This is a genomic window from Microcoleus sp. FACHB-68 (assembly GCF_014695715.1).
In the GTDB taxonomy this organism is placed as follows: domain Bacteria; phylum Cyanobacteriota; class Cyanobacteriia; order Cyanobacteriales; family Oscillatoriaceae; genus FACHB-68.
This window is the reverse complement of sequence record NZ_JACJOT010000006.1, coordinates 761681-782303: the sequence shown is the minus strand read 5'-3', so window position 1 is coordinate 782303 and position 20623 is coordinate 761681. Positions and strand designations below refer to the sequence as shown.

At 45.5% G+C, this 20623-nt stretch carries 18 protein-coding genes; 16 read left to right on the top strand and 2 right to left on the bottom strand.

Annotated features, from left to right (window positions below; translation table 11 throughout):
• Nucleotides 1-472: 472 nt before the first annotated feature.
• Nucleotides 473-2446 carry a serine/threonine-protein kinase gene (locus H6F73_RS07760; protein ID WP_190758181.1) on the top strand — a complete coding sequence of 658 codons (1974 nt, stop codon included), beginning with the start codon at nt 473-475 and terminating at the stop codon, nt 2444-2446.
• 100 nt (nt 2447-2546) lie between these two features.
• Here the strand turns inward: H6F73_RS07760 and H6F73_RS07755 are convergent, their stop codons facing one another.
• Nucleotides 2547-3305, bottom strand: a complete 759-nt coding sequence (locus H6F73_RS07755; protein ID WP_190758180.1) for a class II aldolase/adducin family protein — start codon at nt 3303-3305, stop codon at nt 2547-2549.
• 800 nt (nt 3306-4105) lie between these two features.
• On the opposite strand from H6F73_RS07755, the gene H6F73_RS07750 reads away from it, so the two are divergent.
• The 14 genes from H6F73_RS07750 to H6F73_RS07685 all read left to right on the top strand — a co-directional run bounded on the left by H6F73_RS07750 (nt 4106) and on the right by H6F73_RS07685 (nt 18406).
• Nucleotides 4106-5632 (top strand): site-2 protease family protein, encoded by a 1527-nt coding sequence (locus tag H6F73_RS07750; RefSeq protein ID WP_190758179.1) that lies wholly within the window; start codon nt 4106-4108, stop codon nt 5630-5632.
• Between the two features lie 215 nt (nt 5633-5847).
• Nucleotides 5848-6879, top strand: a complete 1032-nt coding sequence (locus H6F73_RS07745) for a PIN domain-containing protein (RefSeq protein ID WP_190758178.1) — start codon at nt 5848-5850, stop codon at nt 6877-6879.
• A gap of 405 nt (nt 6880-7284) precedes the next feature.
• Nucleotides 7285-7485, top strand: coding sequence for a hypothetical protein (locus tag H6F73_RS07740; RefSeq protein ID WP_190758177.1), 201 nt, complete (start codon nt 7285-7287; stop codon nt 7483-7485).
• Nucleotides 7486-7913: 428 nt separating this feature from the next.
• Nucleotides 7914-8138, top strand: a complete 225-nt coding sequence (locus tag H6F73_RS07735; RefSeq protein ID WP_190758176.1) for a hypothetical protein — start codon at nt 7914-7916, stop codon at nt 8136-8138.
• Nucleotides 8139-8256: 118 nt separating this feature from the next.
• Entirely contained in the window at nt 8257-8448 is a 192-nt protein-coding gene (locus H6F73_RS07730; protein WP_190758175.1) for a hypothetical protein, read from the top strand.
• A 256-nt stretch (nt 8449-8704) separates the two neighbouring features.
• Nucleotides 8705-8935 carry a hypothetical protein gene (locus tag H6F73_RS07725; RefSeq protein WP_242072364.1) on the top strand — a complete coding sequence of 77 codons (231 nt, stop codon included), beginning with the start codon at nt 8705-8707 and terminating at the stop codon, nt 8933-8935.
• 450 nt (nt 8936-9385) lie between these two features.
• Nucleotides 9386-9865 carry a hypothetical protein gene (locus H6F73_RS07720; protein WP_190758173.1) on the top strand — a complete coding sequence of 160 codons (480 nt, stop codon included), beginning with the start codon at nt 9386-9388 and terminating at the stop codon, nt 9863-9865.
• Between the two features lie 620 nt (nt 9866-10485).
• Complete coding sequence (locus H6F73_RS07715) at nt 10486-11646, top strand: hypothetical protein (protein WP_190758172.1); 1161 nt, start codon at nt 10486-10488, stop codon at nt 11644-11646.
• Between the two features lie 249 nt (nt 11647-11895).
• Nucleotides 11896-12540, top strand: coding sequence for a DUF4178 domain-containing protein (locus H6F73_RS07710; protein ID WP_190758171.1), 645 nt, complete (start codon nt 11896-11898; stop codon nt 12538-12540).
• 7 nt (nt 12541-12547) lie between these two features.
• Nucleotides 12548-14017 carry a spermine synthase gene (locus tag H6F73_RS07705; protein ID WP_190758170.1) on the top strand — a complete coding sequence of 490 codons (1470 nt, stop codon included), beginning with the start codon at nt 12548-12550 and terminating at the stop codon, nt 14015-14017.
• Entirely contained in the window at nt 14007-15071 is a 1065-nt protein-coding gene (locus H6F73_RS07700) for a peptidoglycan bridge formation glycyltransferase FemA/FemB family protein (protein ID WP_190758169.1), read from the top strand. The genes H6F73_RS07705 and H6F73_RS07700 overlap by 11 nt, the downstream gene beginning before the upstream one ends.
• A complete protein-coding gene (locus H6F73_RS07695; protein ID WP_190758168.1) occupies nt 15068-15934 on the top strand; it encodes a DUF350 domain-containing protein in 867 nt (288 codons plus the stop codon). The genes H6F73_RS07700 and H6F73_RS07695 overlap by 4 nt, the downstream gene beginning before the upstream one ends.
• 96 nt (nt 15935-16030) lie before the next feature.
• Nucleotides 16031-17413: a serine/threonine-protein kinase gene (locus H6F73_RS07690; RefSeq protein WP_190758167.1), complete on the top strand. Its 1383-nt coding sequence runs from the start codon at nt 16031-16033 to the stop codon at nt 17411-17413.
• Between the two features lie 501 nt (nt 17414-17914).
• Complete coding sequence (locus H6F73_RS07685; RefSeq protein ID WP_347239490.1) at nt 17915-18406, top strand: DUF2127 domain-containing protein; 492 nt, start codon at nt 17915-17917, stop codon at nt 18404-18406.
• Between the two features lie 209 nt (nt 18407-18615).
• Here H6F73_RS07685 and H6F73_RS07680 read toward each other — a convergent pair whose 3' ends face one another.
• Nucleotides 18616-18870 (bottom strand): hypothetical protein, encoded by a 255-nt coding sequence (locus H6F73_RS07680; RefSeq protein ID WP_190758165.1) that lies wholly within the window; start codon nt 18868-18870, stop codon nt 18616-18618.
• 169 nt (nt 18871-19039) lie between these two features.
• Here H6F73_RS07680 and H6F73_RS07675 point away from each other — a divergent pair, with 169 nt between their 5' ends.
• Complete coding sequence (locus H6F73_RS07675; protein WP_190758164.1) at nt 19040-20563, top strand: pentapeptide repeat-containing protein; 1524 nt, start codon at nt 19040-19042, stop codon at nt 20561-20563.
• The last annotated feature ends 60 nt before the right edge of the window (nt 20564-20623 follow it).

The window sequence follows — 20623 nt, the reverse complement described above, 5'->3', positions numbered from 1 at the left end:
TCTGCTCATCCCTTCTATCGCAATTGAACTCTCTCGCTAGCCTGCCGGCACGAAGGATAGCAAAATTAAATCCTCGCACAATTCAAACTCTGGCTGATCACCGCATTAAATCTGCCTGATTCTCAGGTGATTTTCTATTAACTTAACTCCTACCCAAACGTCAAGTCTCTCAGGAAATATTAAAGTTAAAATCTAAAATGATCTCCACTTAGCAACTTTAACCGGCACGACGTTGAGAGGAAAAATAGAAAATAAAGAATAATGAAGAATAAAAAATAAAAATTAAGAACGTTTTTGTTACTTTCCTAACATTTTTTTGACTTTCTACTCTTAAAATGATGCCGGCAGGCCACCAGCAGCGATATCAGTAGCTCAACCCTGAATCATTTTTTCTCAGACTCCTCACTCCCGGAACCCGGAAAATTCTGTGGAAGACTTACTATAGATATCAGTCCTATGATTCCTTTGTGATATGAGTTATTGCCTCAATCCCGATTGCCAGAATCCCCAGAATCATAATGGTACAGGTTTTTGCCAGAGCTGCGGAGCAAAATTGCTGCTCAAAGATCGCTACCAGGTCATACAACTCCTAGGTCAAGGCGCTACGGGGCGAACCTTTCTCGCAGTAGACGAAGATCAACCTTCTCAACCCCGCTGCGTAATTAAGCAGTTTTTCGGTGAAAACGTCACAGATGCGGCTGTTTCCTCACCCTCAGCACAAGGGATAAAACACCGGCATTCAAAAACGTTTTCCCAAACCGCAAAACAGCTAGATGAATTAGGCAAACATCCTTTGATTCCTGAGTTGTGGGCATCTTTTGAACAAGATGGCCACCAATATTTGGTGAAAAAGTATATAGAAGGGGAAAACTTAGCCTTAGAAGTCGCAGACACCGGCACTTTCAGCGAACCCCAAATCCGCGAATTATTGAAAGATCTGCTGCCGGTACTCAGCTTCGCGCACAACCACCAAATTGTTCACGGTGATATTAAACCAGAAAATATCATTCGCCGGCCTGACGGCAAGCTGATTTTAGTTGATTATGGTGATGTGACACTGACGGGCACCAGTCTGCCGGCACAAAGACGCGTTAGCGGTTCTGCCGAATACATCGCCCCAGAACAAACCCAAGGCAAAGCCACTCCCAGCAGCGACCTCTACAGCTTAGGCGTCACCTGCATTCACCTGCTGACTCAGCTATCTCCCTTTGATCTGTTTGATATTAAAACAGAAACTTGGGTGTGGCGGGATTATTTAAGTGCGCCGGTGAATCCTCACCTAGGCGCGATCCTCGACAAACTGCTGGAACGCAGCCCTAAAAAGCGCTACCAATCAGCCGCCCTAGTCCTCAAAGACCTGAATTCCTGGGCACTGGTGTCGCCGGCAACACCGCACAAAACACGGTTAGCGGCAGGTGCTATCGGCGGTGCAACCATCGCAATTTTGATGGCAACACTCAGCGCTCGTGTGCCGGCTCCTGTGCCACACAGCGCTTATAACCCCGAAGAAATGCCCATTACCCTGCCAGACCTCAGCTACTCAGCCCCCCGTCTGGACAGTAACATTCAACCCCTGCGAACGTTTGCGGTTGATAGCGGCCCATTTTGGTCAGTCGCCGTCAGTGGCGATGGCCAAACCCTTGCCACCGGCAGTTATGACGGCACCGTTCAACTATGGGATCTCGGCAGTAGCCAACTGAAAACCATTCTAGCCGGCCACTTTGGTGCAGTTTGGACAGTCGCCATTAGCCCGGATGGCCAAACCCTTGCCACCGGCAGTGAAGACAAAACCATCAAAATCTGGGATCTTCGCACTGGCGAACTGCGCGACACCTTGAACGGTCACTCAGAAGCCATTTTTTCCCTCGCCTTTAGCCCAGATGGCCAGACTCTAGCCAGCGCCAGTGAAGACAACACAATTAAACTGTGGAATTGGCGGGCCGGCAACCAGCAGCGAACCCTGCGGGGACACTCTGAAGAAGTTCAGTCCGTTGCCTTCAGCCCAGACGGCCAAACTTTAGCCAGTGGCAGTTCTGATGACACCGTTAAGCTGTGGAATTGGCGCACAGGACAACTACGGCACACCCTTAAAGGTCACTCAGACGCCGTTTGGTCAGTTGCTATCAGCCCAGATGGTACAACCCTCGCTACTGGCAGCTGGGATAACACCATCAAGCTGTGGGATTTAGACAGCGGACTGTTGGTGAATACCTTTATCGGTCATTCCGACCAAATTCAATCCGTTGCTTTTAGCCCCGATGGCCGAACCCTCGCTAGTGGCGATATGGACGGCACGATCAAGCTGTGGCAGTTGGGCACCGGCGGTTTAGTTGGCACTTTAAAAGGACATTCATCGTGGGTGAAACTGGCTTTCAGTCCACAAGGTCAAACCCTAATTAGTGGCAGTTTTGACGACACGATTAAGATGTGGAGTTTGTGCCCCTAGTCTTTTGACTTCTGATTATTTGTGGTTACTCATTTGCGATGTCGTTTACCGGCATCGCATTTTTATTGGGCTGCGAAATCTGTTGTGACTTTAGCAGACATCAATTTAAGAGATCCGGTTGCTGGCGCACAATCATTTCATACAATGGTTGAAAACTAAACCACCCAATCTGGTGGGAACCTACTTGAGTTTGGGCCAGACGGGCGCTATCGGGTTGAATTAACACCGGCTTTCCCGCTGCTTCCGCCATTAACTGCGCTTGACATGACCGTTCCATCTTAATAAACCACCAGGCTGCTTCATCCACTGTATGCCCGACTGTCAATAACCCGTGGTTACGCAGAATCAAAGCTTTGTTTTCGCCCAAAACTTCTGCGATGCGTTTGCCTTCTTCTAACTCAAGAACAACGCCGGTGTAGTCATCGAACAAAGCGTGATCTTCGTAAAAACCGCAGGCATCCTGCGTGAGAGGATCGAGGAGACGACCAAGAGTTGACCAGGTTTTGCCATACATTGAATGGGCATGAGCCGCTGCCACCACATCAGGCCGCGCTGCATGAACTTGCGAGTGAATCGCAAAAGCTGCTGCGTTTACAGGCCGGCTGCCCTTAACCACTTCGCCGTGATGGTTAACCAGCAAAAGGTCTGAAACTCGAATATGCCCGAAGTACATCCCAAAGGGATTTACCCAAAAGTGGTCTTCAAATTCGGGATCGCGCACAGTGATGTGGCCGGCAACTCCTTCATCAAATCCATAGCGGGCAAATAAGCGGAAGGCTGCCGCCAAGCGTTCCTGCCGGTGCCGGCGCTCATCCTCGATTCGATCAAATTTGGGCGGTTTAGGGATCTCTAATTTCATTGATAGCGGTTGCCGGTTGAATTAGGTACATACAATAATAACAATAAATAAACTATTTTTTAAAATCTTCTAGATTGACAGACTGTCATTCATTATGAGTCTTCAAATTATAAGGTTTCACGGTTATTGATCTCACCTAAATGCAAATCTTTTTTCAACTCTAGCATTCCAAACTTTTCATAATTAAGAATTGAGTGCGATAAAAATAACTACACTATTTTACGTCTGCTTACAAACAAAATAGGTAAGGTTAAGGCATTCACAATCTTGTCCAAGCTAACTTATTTGATATTTTATTGGACGTTGATCATCTGGAACAAAAACAATAATTCAAACCGGCACAGTTGATTTTCTAGCTACGTTTGATAAAATTGAAGAATAATTTTCAATAGATAGGTATTCTTGACAATTGCTGACCTATCTTTTTTACCATAATTCGCTTAACCCTTGACACGTCAAAGGCTGTGAGGTGCGTGTCGCCCCTTCAGACCAATTTCAGAAAAGAATGGCACAGATGGAGCGGTGAGGTATAACAGGACGAAACTCAACACTGACAAGCATTTGAAACGTTGGGCCAAGCGAAATGGAAGCTTCTCAACCCAATCGGCATCATGTAGCAGTGCTTTCCCCTTCTCTCCCCATCTCCCCGTCCTCTCCATCGTCTTTGCTTATATTAATGTCGTCTTAGTGGTTGCCACTAGGTAAGATTAAATGTAATTGTCGCAGCTCCCTCTGTGGTATAAGCAGCGATTTTAACGCCTGACTGCGTCGGGCCTTGTCTCAGGAGCAAAGGTTTGGAAATGGGTATTGCAACAGAGAATGCCGCAACGATTGCAATTTTACTAATTGCTGTAGGCATATTGGTCTGGGGGTATTATCGGGCCAAGCCATTCGGCAAACTGGGAATTTTAGCCTGGTTGCAGTCGGTATCATTAATGGCTCCCTGGTTGATATTTTTTGGTTTGTTCGCCGCCGGCTTGTACCTTAACCTCGTCAGCATCCTATTTTTGTTGGTCGCTTCAGCTGGGCTGTATATCTTCTTAGGCAATCAGTTGCGAGCAGCCAGTCAGGATGAGGCGCTGCGAGAACGAATTGAGTCAATGTTGAAGTCTAGCGAAGATTTAGATGCCATCGCTGAAAAGGCGGCTGAGAATCTCACCAACAGTGAACCCTCTATCTCAGCACCGCTGCCGGCAAACCGTCCAGCAGATGTACTTCCCATCCCATCTGAGGATCTCAAAACAATCCAGGAAATTTTTGGGATTGATACGTTTTTTGCAACTGAAACGATCTCCTATCAAAATGGAGCAATTTTCAAGGGCAATCTGCGCGGAGAACCTGAAAAGGTTTACACCCGCTTAGCTGCCCAGTTGCAGCAGCGATTGGATGAGCGCTACCGGCTGTTTATGGTTCCCAACCAAGAAGATAAGCCGGTTGTGATTGTTTTGCCTAGCAGCAATGATCCGCAACCATTGACTTTAAGCCAAAAAATTCTCTCGCTTGTCCTACTACTAGCCACCATAGCCACCACGTTTGAGACGGGCGGATTGTTTCTCAATTTTGATTTCTTTAATGAAACGAGCCGGCTTGGGGAAATTTTGCCCTTCAGTGCCGGCATCTGGGCGGTTTTATTAGCGCACGAAATTGGCCACCAAGTGATAGCCAAACGTCATAACGTTCGCTTCAGTTGGCCTTTCTTCATTCCCGCTTGGCAACTCGGCTCGTTTGGGGCTTTGAACCGATTTGAGTCACTGTTGCCCAACCGGCAGGTGTTGTTTGATGTTGCCTTTGCAGGGCCGGCAGCCGGTGGCATTGTTTCATTGGCAATGCTGCTCGTCGGGTTGGTACTTTCTCATGAAGGAAGTTTATTTCAAGTTCCTTCTGAGTTTTTCAAAGGCTCTATTTTAGTTGGCAGTTTGGCAAAAGTTGTTTTGGGTTCCGCCCTGCAACAGTCTCTCGTTGATGTTCACCCACTCACAATCATCGGGTGGCTGGGGTTGGTGCTGACCGCAATTAACTTAATGCCCGCCGGCCAGTTGGATGGGGGTCGTGTTGTGCAAGCGATTTACGGTCGCAAAATTGCCGGTCGCACGACTGTCGCCACTTTAATTGTGCTTGCACTGACATCCTTCGTAAATCCTTTAGCCCTATATTGGGCAATTGCCATCGTGTTTCTGCAAAGGGATTTAGAACGCCCTAGTCTAAATGAGCTAACAGAACCTGATGATGCCCGTGCGGCTTTGGGTTTACTGGCTTTATTTCTGATGCTAGCAACGCTGATTCCCTTCGCTCCAAGCTTTGCCGGTCGTCTGGGCATCGGCGGCTGATCGCTCAGATCCATCACGTTCGGTTTTCATGTTGGGGACGATCTCCAGGGCACTGCACTGCCGTGCCCTACGATGACCGTCAATAAACCTGGAGAATTTTATAAATCAACAGCCTCAGGAGAAAAATTTATTGTGAAAATGATGAAAACCCTGTTACAGAAGCGAGAGTGAGTTCGGGATTATTATAAAAGTGGATTAATTTAAACGTTAATTATATGAAATCAGGTGCACTTCCTCCGGTTGTGGTGGTATTAGATATCTTCGCCTTGATGGCCGGCAGAATGCGGGATTGGGAAACCTACTCGCGGGTGGGCACCTGTTATGTGCCTCAAGTGGTTTACGAGCAAATTGAATTGCTGTGTGACAGCGCCCCGGAACCGGCCCAAGAGCAAGTGGCGCGGGAATTTATGCGGTTTTGGCCAAAGAGCGGTTGGCAGCTGACGAATGCTCATAGTAACCATTCATCTCTACAACCGGCAGCCAGTGCAGAGGTAAGCGGGCAAGCGCGACTGGTGGTTGCAGTGGCTCAATGTGCCTACGGTGTGGCGCAAGAACAACCCGGCAAGCTGGTGGTTTTTGTCTCTACGAGTCTGTCGCTATTGAAACGGATGCAATCACTGAATGCCCCAAATCTTTGTTGCATTACCTCGACGGCGCTGTTACAGTGGGCGCGAACCAGCCAGCGTCCGTCGGCAGTTACGCAGCAGATGCAAGTTTTAAATCAGGCATCAGCAGCTTCTTCATCGTCCGGATTCTCCTCTAGTGGAAATACGCAATCCACATTTGGGAAAAATCAAAGCAGCAGTTCCAGTGGAAATACGCAATCCACATTTGGGAAAAACCAAAGCAGCAGTTCGCAAACGTCATCAACTCGCTCGTCGGCACCCGTCTCTTCAGGCTCTTCTGGCAGTTCTAGCCGGCTGCGTGTGCCGAAACCGGCCTCAACGACTAAATCACGAACAACCGATGCAACGGCGACAAAGAAGGACAAGTCTGAGCCGGTTTTTATCCGCCAACGTCCGCGTAGTGTGGCTCACGTTCGCTCTTTTAAACCGAATTTATTCGTTTCGCTAATTTCTGGAATGATAGCGCTGATTGCCCTCATAGCAGCGGCGGGAATCATTTGGCAATTAGCCCAACCGGCGAGTTTCAACGTGTTTTGGCAAAAACAGGTGATGCCGGTGTGGCAGCAAAAAGTTGTGCCGGCTATCCCTAGTCAGATGCGGCAACAATTGGGAATTAAGTAGCTCCTATAGCGCGTAAGTTGCATAACTACGAGGCTATTTAGTCGGGTATAATCAATTTGCAAAGGCAATAATTATGCAATTTAATTGTTTCACTATAGCTTTTGCAAAAAAAACTACTGAAACCGCAGTAACTTTAAACCGGCAAGGAAGGAAGAATCATATCCGTTGAAACAGCCGGCTTAACCGTGAGAGTTTGTGGAAATTCCATATTATTCGGGCGTTTTTAAGGATGGAGTCAATATTCTTCCCTACCAATACCGAAGAAGCTTACGAAAACTTTATATTTATTTTGGTTTTTCTTAAAGATTTCATGAACTCCCCTGATTGCCAGTGACATCCCAGTTGGGTGCCGGCCAGAATGTGTCTGTCTTGCCAACTTATTTGACAGACTAATCAGGCGTCATCATGCAACTCAAACTACTTTTTCAACCCATCACGATCTCTGAAATTTTAAGTCACAGCTCCTCTTCTGGCTTGATCACTCATAAACAGCGCTCTACACTGATGTCAGCTTTATTAGAAGACTGGCTGACTGAAGAAGATCGCGCTGCTATTGACCGGCTGTTTTACGCGCTCAGAAGAGGATGGCTGAAGATTGTAGATTAGATTGGAACGCTTGATAAATAGACGATTTCACCCGCTTAAGCGACTTTTCTTGAAAGTCTCCTTTCATTGCCGGTTGTGAACCATCGTTCATGAGTGTCTATTACATAAATTGAGTTTTGGGTTTTCATACCACCGATAAACGCAGATAAAATCGGCAGTTCAGTACCCTTCACAATGGACTTTTAAGATTTCTGTAAAAGGGTTGCTCAAAGCACTTTAGCCGATTCGTAACGCAACTTAAGATTTCCACCAGAACCCTCTAGATTTAAAGCGCAAAATTACCTGCTGCTTTAAGGAGGTGATGACAATCACAAAATTTGAGGATTGCGCTCACCAAAAAAAATGAGGTATAGTATTAGATCGTACCAAGGATAGTTTTAACTCTTACCTCTGTGTGCTTCTGCTCCCTATCTAGGAGATGATGCCAGATGTCATCATTGTTTTTCATTTCGCTGTTTACTGCTCTAGGGGCTGCTTTCGTCTACCTGAGCGCATCAGGAGAAATTCCCCGCATCATGGCCCTAACCATTGTTGCGATCTGCTTTGTTTTGGATTTGGTCTTGGCACCTTGGCCCATCCAGCTGTTGATTTTGATGCTGGTTTTGTTTAGCACTCGCAACGTTGCTTTGCCGAATCTGCGCCGGTGGGGATAAGTGCGCCCCGTACCTTAGTTATATATTCATTAACTTTGCTCTCAATTAAGTGACGTTTTGGGTTTGGGTATGACAAGCTGAAGTTGCGAAGCAAGCTAGGGTAAGCGGTAGCGGCGTTATGCGGGAAGTTCTTTTTATTTTTATTCTGGTGATTGCCATCGTAGCGATCACATATATTACAACTCTTCTGGCTCTGGCAGTGAGCGGCTGCTTGATGTTCTTGAAGTATATTCCTGAGTGGACGTGGACGTTAGTATTACTGGTTTTGACGGTAGCAACGGTGAGAGGTTTGCGTTACTCACCAGAATAAGCGCTTGAATGTGGTGTTGCGCCCTCACCTATCAATGCGATAGCTGCATGGGGTCGAGATTGAAGGATTAAGAAGTGTGTGACCCCTCTCACAGCAAAATTGAGAACGTCCTGTTATTTACCGGCGATGAGGGTGCATTTGCTAAAGACAAAGTAAATTGCATCCAATGTCTTCTATGCTACGGAGTTACTACCGAGTTCGGTGTTAGGCTAAAAGCGTCGATTTACTCCCATAGTTTGCGCTCCAAATGAGAGCGATGATAATTATGTTCCCGATTTATTTGATACCACTAGCAGTGGCTCTGGGAGCAAGCTGGGTCTTTTCTAAAACTTCTGAAGATGTTTATACGATTCTTTGCGCCGGCACAGCAATTATTTGCCTGATCTGGGGATTCGCTCTCGCACCCTGGCAGTTGCAACTGTTGTTGCTGCTGATTCTACTGGGGATTGAGCGGATTTACCTACGCAATGAGCGCCGGCTGGGCTAAGACGATGCCGGTGAAGCATCGTCGTGTGCTTATTTTTCCCCTCAGTCGTATAGGATGTTGAGCGCCAGATGATCAATGAGAGCATTTGCTTAATGAGCAGGCGCTTAACAAGTTGTAATCTGTCAGGGTTTGTAACTGACGATTATTCAGTATTTTCTGGGTGTAAAAATTGATGGCAGAGCAGGAGAATAAAGAAGAAAGGGTTCGTGAAGTCTTAGATCTATAAGACTGTTTACGGAACCAATACCCTGTATGCAAGCGTCAAATTTCTGATAAACAGTTTTTTCTGCGCTTGCTTAAGCGCAATAAGTATATATTCTACCAAAACTTATAACAGCGCAAGCCCCCGGGAAAAAGTTTTAGGGTATTCCGGAGCCAGTGAGAATCAGGGTGCAACTGAATTTTAATTATTGAACTTTTAGTTGATATTTCTGATTGAAGGCGCTGACTATGAAATCTATTATTCCCAGTAGTTCTACCGAAGCCACCGCCGAGCCAATTGCTACCCAGCCTCGTCCATTTGTCTTGGCGGTTGTGCTCACTGCAATTTTATACTTCAGCGTCGGTTCCACCTTGCCGCGTACCACCGGCCCTTTTTCGAGGACTTCTCCGGTGAGTGCTAGCGTTTCTGCCTCCGTTGCCAACGCTGTTTTACGGGATGTCTCGGAACGAGCACAAATGCCGGCCTCGGCACTGCGGATCGTCCATGCAGAACCTCATACTTGGGGAAATGAGTGTCTGGAACTCCAAGAGCATCGTGCTGATTGCACCAAAGGGGTATCTGGATGGCAAGTCATTGTTGCCGGTGGCCCTCGCCGGTGGGTGTATCGTACAGATGCAACCGGCTCTCTTGTCAAGCTACATCAAGGAACAGTTATGCCGGTGTTCACAGAAATTGTGAGTGAATTGCCTTCATCGCCTCGCCAGTGAGAAAGCGCGACCGGCTAAATGATGGCACTTACATAGTTTTGGGATAGACCAACCAAGTCCCCTATTGGGGGCTTTTTTTTGAGCTTTTTGTTTGACTTATGCAGGTAGGTTTTTCTAGCTGCTAACTTTATCTATTTATGAAATTAAAAAATTTATATCAGGTTAAAAATTTTCTATTTCACTGTTGACAAAAATTTGGAATATTGGGTTAGGAAACCTAACATACACAATGTTAGGCAAAGTGAAACAGTGGGTGATTAACCCAACCTAATTAGATGTGTAGTAGGTTGCCAATAGCATTCGCACGACTTTAAAAATAAGGTGTTTGTTCCTGTAGTTTTTAAAATTCACCTGAATGGATGAATCGAACAGGCGATGTGGAATTCAATTAGGCGACTTTATACTGAGAATAGTTCTGCTCTTGATTCTTAAGTTACAGCATATTTTTTCGATGGTTTTTCCTGGTCGGGAATTCGCCCACCTGAATTCAGTAGCTTAGATGGAACAAAAAAGCCGTCAATGTGTCTGTAATGTCTGGTGAAATGTTCGGAAAATTATTCACGTTTAACCACTGCTTCAAACTTGCTAGGCAACCTAATTCTCAATATCCTTTTTCAGTTATGAAATTAATTAAGAATTCCCACCGGCACTCTCAATTTGTCTCGGCTTTAGTGCTAACCGGCATCCTGTCTTTAGGTGCCGGCATCACATTAATGGATGCGGCGACATCTGCCCCTAAACAAGCCCAACCCACACCGGGAAACCTGAACAATCGCCCAGATCGCAACAACAGGTTGCCGGCTAAAATTGCGAACGCTGTGCGCCAAGACTTGTCTCGCCAGCAAAACATTCCTGTGGGCCGGCTTCGCATCGTCAAGGCAGAACGCAAAACGTGGCCAGATCCATGCTTGGGAGCGCCCCGTCCTGAGGAATTATGCGCTCAAGTGCGTACCGAAGGTTGGCAAGTTGTTGTCTCTGATGGTGCCAGAGAGTGGATTTACCGCACCGATAGCACCGGCAAGACGGTACGGATGCCCAATACCCCGCCTGGAACTGGGGTGAATGTGCCCGGATCGGTTGGCGATGCCGTGAAGCGGGATTTATCCAAGCGGTTGGGGGTGCCGGCTGATGTGTTGCTAATTGTGAAGGCGGAACGCCGGGATTGGCCTAATGGCTGTCTCGGTATCAATAAGCCTGAAGTGATGTGCACCGAAGCGATTGTACCCGGTTGGGAAGTGACGGTTGTCAGGGACGATGGAGAAGCGGCAAGCGGACAAGAAAAGTGGGTCTATCGCACCAATGACAAGGGTTCTGTGGTTGTGCTGGATGAGTCTGCTAGCAACATCGGTGATGCCGGCGGCAGCAAATCTATCAAAGCAACGCAGATTCCTAGGAGTGAACTTCCGCCGGCTTTGGCTAAAGATGAGGTTTTTCGGGCGATTTCAAGTGGTGGTTTTGCCGGTCGTACCTACGCAACAATTCTGAAGCAGAATGGGCGAGTCGTTCAGGTTGAGATTAATGGCAATGGCGCAACCAATGAAACGGAGATTCGCCGGCTTTCTACCCAACAAGTGAAACAGTTTCAGAAACTTTTAGAGCGGCAGCGTTTTTCTCAATTTAAGGGTTTGAATTATCCAGCCGTCCAAGGCTCTGCTGATTTTATCACGGTGACGTTTACTGGATCTGCCGGCACCACTCGCTATGCCGATAGCATTCAAGACCAGCTACCTAAAAATTTGCAAGAGATTATTCTAGTCTGGAATCAAATTGCGGCTAGATAGTTCGGGCGATTGAAATTTTAACTTTATTCATTAAGTCCGCTTAGGCGGGCTTTTTTTTTGGCAGTAATGTTTGCGAATGTTTGCGACTGCCGGTACACAAACCCACCCCTGTGACACAATAATATCATTTCACTCTCTTATCGGGATTCATACAGCGCAGCTCTATGCCCCATTGAAATAATCCCAGACTTGATAACGCTCGCTGTATTTGCCCAGAATAAAAACCCTTAGAACATTCACTGCGCTTCTATGGTTCCTGTTTCTATTCAAGATCAACTCGAACAGTTACGTGCCGGTGATCGCTTAAAATGTCACGGTCTTCAATGGCAGGTTACCGATTACAGTACCTACCAAGACCCCAATGGCTATGAAACAGCCGAGTGGTTACTGCGATCTGGAGGCGGTACAGAATATTACTTGCTTCGAGAAGTCGATCCTCAAAATCCAGAAACACTCGTACACTGGTATCTCGCCTCAGAAATTCCTCATCCCGCTCTTTTTCAGCCAAACTCTGAAGATAACGTGCTGCCCAATCTTTGGCAGGATATGCAAGGGCAAAAAGCACCTTACCCAGAATTGCGCTGCTTTGGAAAAAACTACTATTTTGAATCTCAAACTCAAGGCAGTTATGAGGGAGACGAGGAAAATACATCTCGCATCACTTGGGATTACTGGGATAGTTCGCACCAGTGGAATTTAGCGATTGAAGCATGGCCGGATAGAGAATTACACGTTTACACGTCTAAAGTCGTAAAACCAGAAGAGTTTTCTGATATCGAAAAAGGAGTTTTTACTCCCACTCAAACACAAGATTCGCGTTCAATCTCCGTGGCGCAAGTGGTGGCAGCATCTTTGTTCCTACTTGTGGGACTTTATCTGCTAATATTCGGATAATCAACAGATGGCAACTTCCCTATTTATTGAACATCACGCGAACGGCCTCGCTTTCTATATCAATGGCGATTTGCAGTTTGATACGGCTGATGAGGCACTTTATCACGAGTATTTGGTTATTCCAACGGTTTCTTTAGCCCTTCAAAGATTCCCAGAAAACGATCTGCGTGTTCTCATCTGTGGCGGCGGGGATGGATTAGCCGCACGGGATGTCTTACGGTTTTCGCAAGTCAGCCATATAGATTTAGTGGATTGCAATCCGGAAGTTTTAGAACTCGGCACCACGGCTTTTAAGCCTTACAATGCCGGCAGCTTAGAAAATGAGCGTGTAACAGTTTACAGTCAAGAAGCCTTAGAGTTTGTCTCGACGGTTGCAGATAATTCCTATCACGCTATCATTTGCGATTTTACTTATCCGACTTGTCCAGAAGATACAACTATCTACAGTCGGGAATGGTTTCAACAAATCAATCGGGTTCTCATGCCAGGGGGAACTATCAGCACCAACGGGGTTTCCCCTGAAAATCGCTCAAACGGTTTTTGGTGTTTGTATCAAACTTTATTATCTGCTGGATTGAAAGCCAAGCCATTACAATTAGAGATTCCTTCTTTTCACCGTCATGGCTATGGAAACTGGGGCTTTTTTTTGGGTTCTCAGGCACAAATTCTTCGGTCTGAGATAGAAGTTATCGTATTTCCTGAAGATTTACAGACAATAACTCACGAAAAGTTATTTCAAACTTTTGTATTTTCAGAGGAAATTACTAGGAGTCGCCATGATGTGACGATTCATACACTGGAGTGTCCCCAGCTATTTTATTATTTGCTTAATCCTTCGTTTGAATTGGGAGAGAAAGAGAATGCCGGCACCACAGTAGATTTTCTAGAGATTCAGGAATCTGGGACGGCGATATTAGGTTCTCGTGATTTGCTCAAGCTGGAATCAATGGCGCAGGCATGGCTAGAGCAAATGTATGAATCTTCTGCTTCACCTGATGCTCAACCAAATATTACTAAATTGCTGCCGGTGCAGCATCGCTATCACAGCCCTAAAATGACAAGAGAAGGGTTAGCTTATCTCAGGCATCTGTTAGGAGAAATCGATCTTTCGCGTCTATTAAATACTCTGTTAGAGCGTTCTCAGGAACTTCCGCCAAAGATTGCAGGTGAACTCAAACAATTAGCTGAAAAAATTCGTGCCGGCCAGCCCATTGTAAACCTTCCTCCCAAAACCGCTGAATTTTTAATGATGCTATCAGTCACGCTGTTAATGGCAAACCTACTGACGCCAGATGCAGTATTTGCCAAAGGATATTCTTCAGGAACGAGTAGTGGATATTCTTCGGGTACTAGCGTCTATTATACAGACGGCTACATTAACTGGGAACTTAAGATTGTGGGGTTAGTTATGATAGGAATTGGAGGAGGCTGGCTTTATAACATTTTTAACCCATCGGATAGCAGCAATGATGAATGAGCTAACAGGTTCACCTGAACAAAATCTTATTGTCAAAAAGAAGATATCATTAAGAATCAGGCAACTAAATTTAGCAGAACGCGATTTGTGGGATAGTCTCGTTAAAGCTCTGCCGGCAGGCTGTTTTATGCAGTCTTGGGCATGGGCGGATTTCAAGGAACTCGAAGGGTACAAAACCTTTCGTTACGGTTTATTTTTAGATAAAAGCTTAGTGGGTGGGTGCATTTTCTATTACTATCCCCATTCAAGCCAAGCAAATTTATTAATCGCTGCCGGTGGCCCAATACTTCCACCGGCTTATGCGGATGAAGGAATACAACTACTCAAAGAAACAGCCGCTAACTTAGCAAAAGAAGTGGGTGCAATTGCCCTGCGGATTGAACCGATATGGACTGAAAAACCGGCTTGTTTTGAAGGGTTTGTCAGGGCACCGGCAGATTTACTACCTTCTGAAACTCTCCTCATCGATTTGCGCCCAAATGAGGCAGAAATCTTAGCAGCGATGAAACCCAAAGGTCGTTACAATTTGCGACTGAGTAACCGGCATGGTGTGGCAACTGAATTTACCACTAACTCACAAGCAATTCCATTATTTTACGATATTTTTTGGGAAACAGTTCAGCGACAGCAATTTTTTGGCGAACCTTACGGATTTTTTATTAACCTTTGTCAAAGTTTATTTGCCGCTAATATGGCAGAAATTGGCTTAGCAACTTGGCGAGGAAAAGTATTAGCAGCAATCTTAGTTGTATATTGGGGAAATCGCGCCACATATCTTTATGGTGGGCGCAGTTTTGAACACCGGCAAATGATGGCAACCTACGCTCTACATTGGGCTGCGATGCAACAAGCAAAAGCACGGGGTTGCACTGTTTATGATTTTTATGGGTTCAGTCGCGAACCGAATCATGCTTATGCGAATTTTTCTAAGTTTAAAAGTCAATTTGGGGGAGTGCCGGTGACGACAATTGGCGCTCATGATTACTTTTTTTATGAGCGCCTAGCCGATACGCTGATTAGTCTGCTACGCAACCTCGAAGGAGATAGCAAATGAACCAATGGATGATGGATAGACTCAATCAATCAGGGCTAATTATTCTGGAATTAGCTGTGGGTTTTACCGTGTTTTGGCTAGGGCAATTTGCTTACCAAAAGCTATTCCGGCGAATCCAATTAAATCTGGAACTGTTTGTTAAAGATAATCCAGCCGTTGCCATTGCCTTAGTGGGTTACTATCTCGGTATCGTTCTCGCATTGGGGGGTGCCTTAGACAAAAACTTAGTAGCTTGGCAAGACAAATTATTGAATTTAGCATCCTATGGTGCGACGGTTATTTTGTTGATGCTGGCGGGCGCTTGGGCTGCTGATCGCTTAATTTTGCGTCGATTTGATTGTGTGCGTGAAATTATCCAAGAACGGAATGTTGGGGCTGCTGCTGTAGAAGCCGGCAGTCACATTGCAAATGGGCTAATTCTTAACGCTGCGCTGGCAGGAGATAGCGGCAGTTGGCTGGTTGGTTTTGTTTGCTGGTTAATGGGTTTAGCAGTATTGGTTTTGGTAAGTGTTGTTTACCCAATCGTCACAAAATACGATGTGTTTGGAGAAATCGAAAAACGCAATAACCCCGCCGCAGGAGTCGCACTTGCCGGCTTATTAATTGCCACCGGCAATATTGTTCGGGTGGCATTTTCCCCAGAGTTTGAAGGCTGGGTTGTCAGTTTTAGTCAGTATGGATTAATTTTAGTATTTTGCTTACTTTCCCTGATTGCCATTCGCTGGTTAGCTGATTTGATATTAGTCCCAGGGGTAAAAATATCTGATGAAATTGTGAATCAAGAGGTGCCAAATTTAGGAGCCGGTTTAATTGAAGCGTTTGCTTATATTGCGGCTTCTTTTCTAATTGCTTGGGCATTTTGAGGCAGCCTCTGCAAGCCAATAAGGTTTTGGAAGCGTAAGTAATGCCCTTTAAACCAATATGCGAAAATTAATGCAGTTATCGAGAAATCTTCTCTTATGGTTTGGCATCCTGGGCACCAGTTATATGGCAATCGCTACGTTATTGAAAAGAAACTAGGGGAGGGTGGTTTTGGCATCACCTATCTCGCCAAAGACAGACAGGGTAAGCGGGTTGTCATTAAAACGCTAAAAGATGAGGTGATGGATAACCCAGATTTCGCTGATTTCCGAGACAAATATAAACACGACTTTCGGGATGAGGCGCTGCGGCTAGCTGTATGTCGGCACCCTCACATTGTCCAGATTGAAAATGTCTTCCATCACGAGTCGCTTCCCTGCATTGCAATGGAATATATCGAGGGGGAAGATTTATCTCGACGTGTCAAAACTTGTGGTGTTTTGGCAGAAATGGAAGCCTTGCAATATATCCAGCAAATTGGTGAAGCACTAACAATTGTCCACGATAAAGGTTTGCTGCACCGGGATGTGAAACCACAAAATATTATGGTGTGTTCTCATCGTTCCGAAGCCGTTCTGATTGATTTTGGCCTAGCCAGAGAGTTTATTCCCGATTTGACTCAGACTCATACTGTCTTACTTACCGCAGGTTATGCACCCATTGAGCAGTATGACGACCAAGCAAGGCGGGGTGAGTTTACCGATGTTTATGCCTTAGCAGCAACGCTTTATTACTTGCTGACGGGGCGGGTGCCGCCTTTTGCTTTTAACAGAATTATTAGGGATTCGTTACAGCCACCGGCACATTTCAATCAGACAATTAGTGAGCCGGTGAATCAAGCAATTTTGGGAGGGATGGCGCTAGAGGCAGAAAATCGCCCTCAGTCAGTGCAGGAATGGTTGAAATTATTTCAATCAGACACTGGTAATCTCCCTTCAGAGCGGGAGGGTGTGAAATTATTTCAATCAGACACTGATGATCTCCCTTCAGAAAAAGGTATAGATTATTGCCAACTGCGGGATTACTTAAAAGCTGGGAACTGGAAAGAAGCCGATAAAGAAACAGCACAAGTGATGGCGAAAGCTGTCACCGGAAAAAAAGAAGGCTTGCTGAGAGTTGAAGACATCGATAATTTTCCCTGTACTGACCTCCGCACGATAGACCAGCTTTGGGTAAAATACAGTAAAGGACAATTCGGCTTTTCTGTGCAGAAGCGCATTTATCAATCTCTAGGTGGAACTAAAGAGTACGATAAAAAAATTTGGGAAGCGTTTGGAGAGGGAGTGGGGTGGCGTGTGAACAACTCCTGGCAGAATTATGACGAGCTACAATTTAATACCAACCCACAACAAGGCCACTTCCCCGCTTTTGTAACAAGGAAAGGAAAGCTGAGAAAAATTATTTTAGCACGTTTGTCTCTTCTGTCTCTTCGTGGTATGTCGCCGGCCATCTTCTCTCGCCTCGATACTTGTAAAGTGTAAAATATAAGGCTTTTGGAAATTTGTGACATTTTGCCAATACAAACTTTTTTACGAAGTCTTGCCTGTGATGGCTTTCCAATACGTGATACAGCCTCACTCCGGTTAAAAAGCTGATTGGCAAACTTAGGCTCTTAATAATTGACCAAAATAAATTTTTTTTGCAACTGATAAAATTCTGGGCCTTTTTTTGTATGAAAATTTAAAAGTTGCTGAATACCGGGTTGTTGATGTGCAAAATATCCAAATAATCGCGTTTGCCATTGCTGATAGTGGAAGTAAACGCATTACTGAGTCTCAACTATGGCCAGGATTAGCTATTTCCTTGTTAGAATAAGCTTTACAGCGCACTCGTAAGATGAATCAAAGTAAAGTTATTGCCTGGGTGTTCTCTCAATTTTAGCAATACTACAAAGTTTGTCGGCTATCTTCAAAGAAAGCATCTTTTTGAACTAAAATATTATTGATAGAATTAATTTATTGATGAGGCCGGCAACGAATCCCGTGAACCAAGATCACAAGCGTTCAGCAGGTTTAATTGCGATAGTTTGTTATAAAGCTTTCAGCGCTTCCTTGCTGGCTGTGACTGCTATTGCTTTATTGCTAGCCGTAAAAAATCATCAACAGTTAGCAGAATATTCTAATTGTTATATTCTAACCGGCAAACAAGAAATTATCAAACTGTTTTTACATAAAATTTTAAATTTAACGCCGCAAACCTTAAAGTTTAGTGGAATAGCAGCAGCCATTTATTCAGGTGTAACGGTGATTGAAGCCATTGGTTTGTGGCAGCATAAAGCTTGGGCAAGCATATTAGTTATGGGATTAGTTGGCATTAGTATCCCGCCAGAAATTTTTGAGTTAAGCCAAGGCTTTTCCACACTCAAGCTCACCGTGTTTCTTGTGAATGTAGCGATCTTTTTATATTTGCTGCGTGATTGGAGCAAATCAAAAAATAAAATTATGTCCGTTGGCGATAAAGGAGCCGGCACTTGATAAAATTCATAAAAAATGGCGCTCAACAAATAAAAGCTCAAGCAGAAAATTTACATCTTACCCTTTAGCTTCCCAAATGCCGGCGACATAGATAAAGCAAAATAAATGTATGCTATATTAGCCAAGCCCGATCGGTCTCACTCATCGCAGCAGCAAATAAACCAGCAGCCCCAATTGCCGGCCAGCAAAAAAGCCAAGCCACATCTCAGTTACAGTTCTTCGGGCGGTTCTGTTACACCGTGGCTACCAGCTGGAAGCACAGGAGTGAAAACAACTGCGGGGAAACATAGGGGATCAGTGGTACAACCATTGGTACAATCGCAGATAGCGCCGTGTAAACCAATACACATTCTATCTGCTGCCATTAGGGTCAGCGCAACATCAGCGTCATCTACAATTTCATGTCTCATCGCCGGCAGGCAGGTTTTTTGGCGACTAAAGTTCTCCAAAACAGGGTGGCGCACGCCTACTTCTTTAAACCCGCTCCTTGCCACCGATCAGCCCTAGCCCGACAATACCAATATTCATTGATTACCTGCGGCAAGCGAGTGAGCTTAATTTTGAGCCTAAACGCTAGCATGGTAATGCCCAGTCCTATGACTGTAAAGTCGGGATGTTGAACAGGGAACCCCGATGGAAACCGAGGAACTCCTACAAAAATACGCATCTGGAGTCAGGGACTTTACTGCTGTTAACCTCTGTGAAGCCAACCTGAGTCGAGTCAATCTAAGTGAAGCTAATTTGAGTCAGGCCAACCTGAGTATCGCCAATTTAGGGGGTGCAAATCTAAGTGGAGCAAATTTAAGTCATGCCAAACTCAACGTCGCCAAACTCAATGGTGCCAATCTCAGCGGGGCCAATCTAAACGGTGCCGATCTCAACGTCGCAAACCTGATCCGCGCCGATCTCAGCGATGCTACGCTCGTTCAAGCTGCCTTAATTCGGGCTGAACTGATTCGGGTGGAATTGAGCCGCGCCAACCTCAGCGAAGCGAACCTCAACGGTGCCAGCTTGAGAGAAGCCAAACTCAGGCAAGCAAACCTGAGTGGAGCAAACTTGAGCGAAGCGGATCTCACCAATGCCTCCCTAAAATCAGCCAACTTAGAGCGAGCAACCCTCAGAGAAACCGATTTAAGGGGTGCCGATTTAAGTGGAGCTAATCTTAGAAACGCAGAACTCAGACGCGCCAATCTTTCTCAAGCCAAACTCATTGGAGCCGACCTCAGTGGAGCTAATTTGAGATGGGCAGATTTAAGTGGGGCAACCCTGAGATGGGCAGATTTAAGTGAAGCAAAATTGAGCGGAGCGAACTTAAGAGGGGCAGATTTAAGCAGCGCCAACTTACTTAATGCCAGTTTAGTTTACTCGGATCTAAGCCAATCAAATTTGATTGAAGTGGATTGGATGGGAGCCGATTTATCGGGAGCCACCTTAACCGGCGCAAAACTGTATGAAGTATTACGTTATGGGCTAAAAACTGAAGGCTTGATCTGTGAATGGGTTGACATGAGCGAGAACGGTGATCGCTCTCAGATCTACCGGCTTACCCCTGAAGAATCTAAAAAGTTTTTCAACCAAACACTGCCAACCGTCAAAATCATCATTGATGCCCCCCTCAACCCTGACGCTCATCTAGCCTTAGCTGTTGCCTACCATCAAATCGCTCACCAATATCCGGCGATGATCCACCCTCCCAATATAGAAGTGAGCGGTCGCCGAACAACATTAACCTTTAGGATAAGTAACGATACGCGATTATTTTCCACAGCTTATGTCGCTATCCTTCCCTTTAAGGATGCGCTAATCAATCAAGAAAAAATTGTTCATTTAGTGCAAATGATCGACTCCCCAGAAATCAGTAATCTCCTCAATCAAGCGATGGGAAAGCTGCAAGAAATTAAAAAAGTAGAAACATTTTCACGGCTGATCAAACGAGAAAAGTTTTTCCAAGCGCCTACACTGACTATCGTCACCAATTCTGGGAATCGCACATTAGATGTCCACCACAACGCGGGGTTTGGCAAACGCTGGATGAGCAGCTCTGAAGTGGTCGATCTTGCTGCCGGCACTTTAACGGAAGGCCAGCAATTTACCCTCCCGCCTATAAGTGTAGTGATTAGTTTTATACAAGGCTTGCATTTTTTACCGAGTCAGTAATCAACTAAACCTCCCTTAGGAACAGAGTTTTAACTGTAAGAAATATTGGAATGGTAACCC

Coding starts and splice junctions, on each gene's coding strand:
- H6F73_RS07720 (WP_190758173.1), top strand. CDS start 9,386: ATGAAATCTATTATTCCCAGTAGTTCTACCGAAGCCACCGCCGAGCCA.
- H6F73_RS07740 (WP_190758177.1), top strand. CDS start 7,285: ATGCAACTCAAACTACTTTTTCAACCCATCACGATCTCTGAAATTTTA.
- H6F73_RS07715 (WP_190758172.1), top strand. CDS start 10,486: ATGAAATTAATTAAGAATTCCCACCGGCACTCTCAATTTGTCTCGGCT.
- H6F73_RS07755 (WP_190758180.1), bottom strand. CDS start 3,305: ATGAAATTAGAGATCCCTAAACCGCCCAAATTTGATCGAATCGAGGAT.
- H6F73_RS07705 (WP_190758170.1), top strand. CDS start 12,548: ATGGCAACTTCCCTATTTATTGAACATCACGCGAACGGCCTCGCTTTC.
- H6F73_RS07735 (WP_190758176.1), top strand. CDS start 7,914: ATGTCATCATTGTTTTTCATTTCGCTGTTTACTGCTCTAGGGGCTGCT.
- H6F73_RS07675 (WP_190758164.1), top strand. CDS start 19,040: ATGGAAACCGAGGAACTCCTACAAAAATACGCATCTGGAGTCAGGGAC.
- H6F73_RS07725 (WP_242072364.1), top strand. CDS start 8,705: ATGATAATTATGTTCCCGATTTATTTGATACCACTAGCAGTGGCTCTG.
- H6F73_RS07695 (WP_190758168.1), top strand. CDS start 15,068: ATGAACCAATGGATGATGGATAGACTCAATCAATCAGGGCTAATTATT.
- H6F73_RS07760 (WP_190758181.1), top strand. CDS start 473: ATGAGTTATTGCCTCAATCCCGATTGCCAGAATCCCCAGAATCATAAT.
- H6F73_RS07750 (WP_190758179.1), top strand. CDS start 4,106: ATGGGTATTGCAACAGAGAATGCCGCAACGATTGCAATTTTACTAATT.
- H6F73_RS07745 (WP_190758178.1), top strand. CDS start 5,848: ATGAAATCAGGTGCACTTCCTCCGGTTGTGGTGGTATTAGATATCTTC.
- H6F73_RS07710 (WP_190758171.1), top strand. CDS start 11,896: ATGGTTCCTGTTTCTATTCAAGATCAACTCGAACAGTTACGTGCCGGT.
- H6F73_RS07730 (WP_190758175.1), top strand. CDS start 8,257: ATGCGGGAAGTTCTTTTTATTTTTATTCTGGTGATTGCCATCGTAGCG.
- H6F73_RS07700 (WP_190758169.1), top strand. CDS start 14,007: ATGATGAATGAGCTAACAGGTTCACCTGAACAAAATCTTATTGTCAAA.
- H6F73_RS07690 (WP_190758167.1), top strand. CDS start 16,031: ATGGTTTGGCATCCTGGGCACCAGTTATATGGCAATCGCTACGTTATT.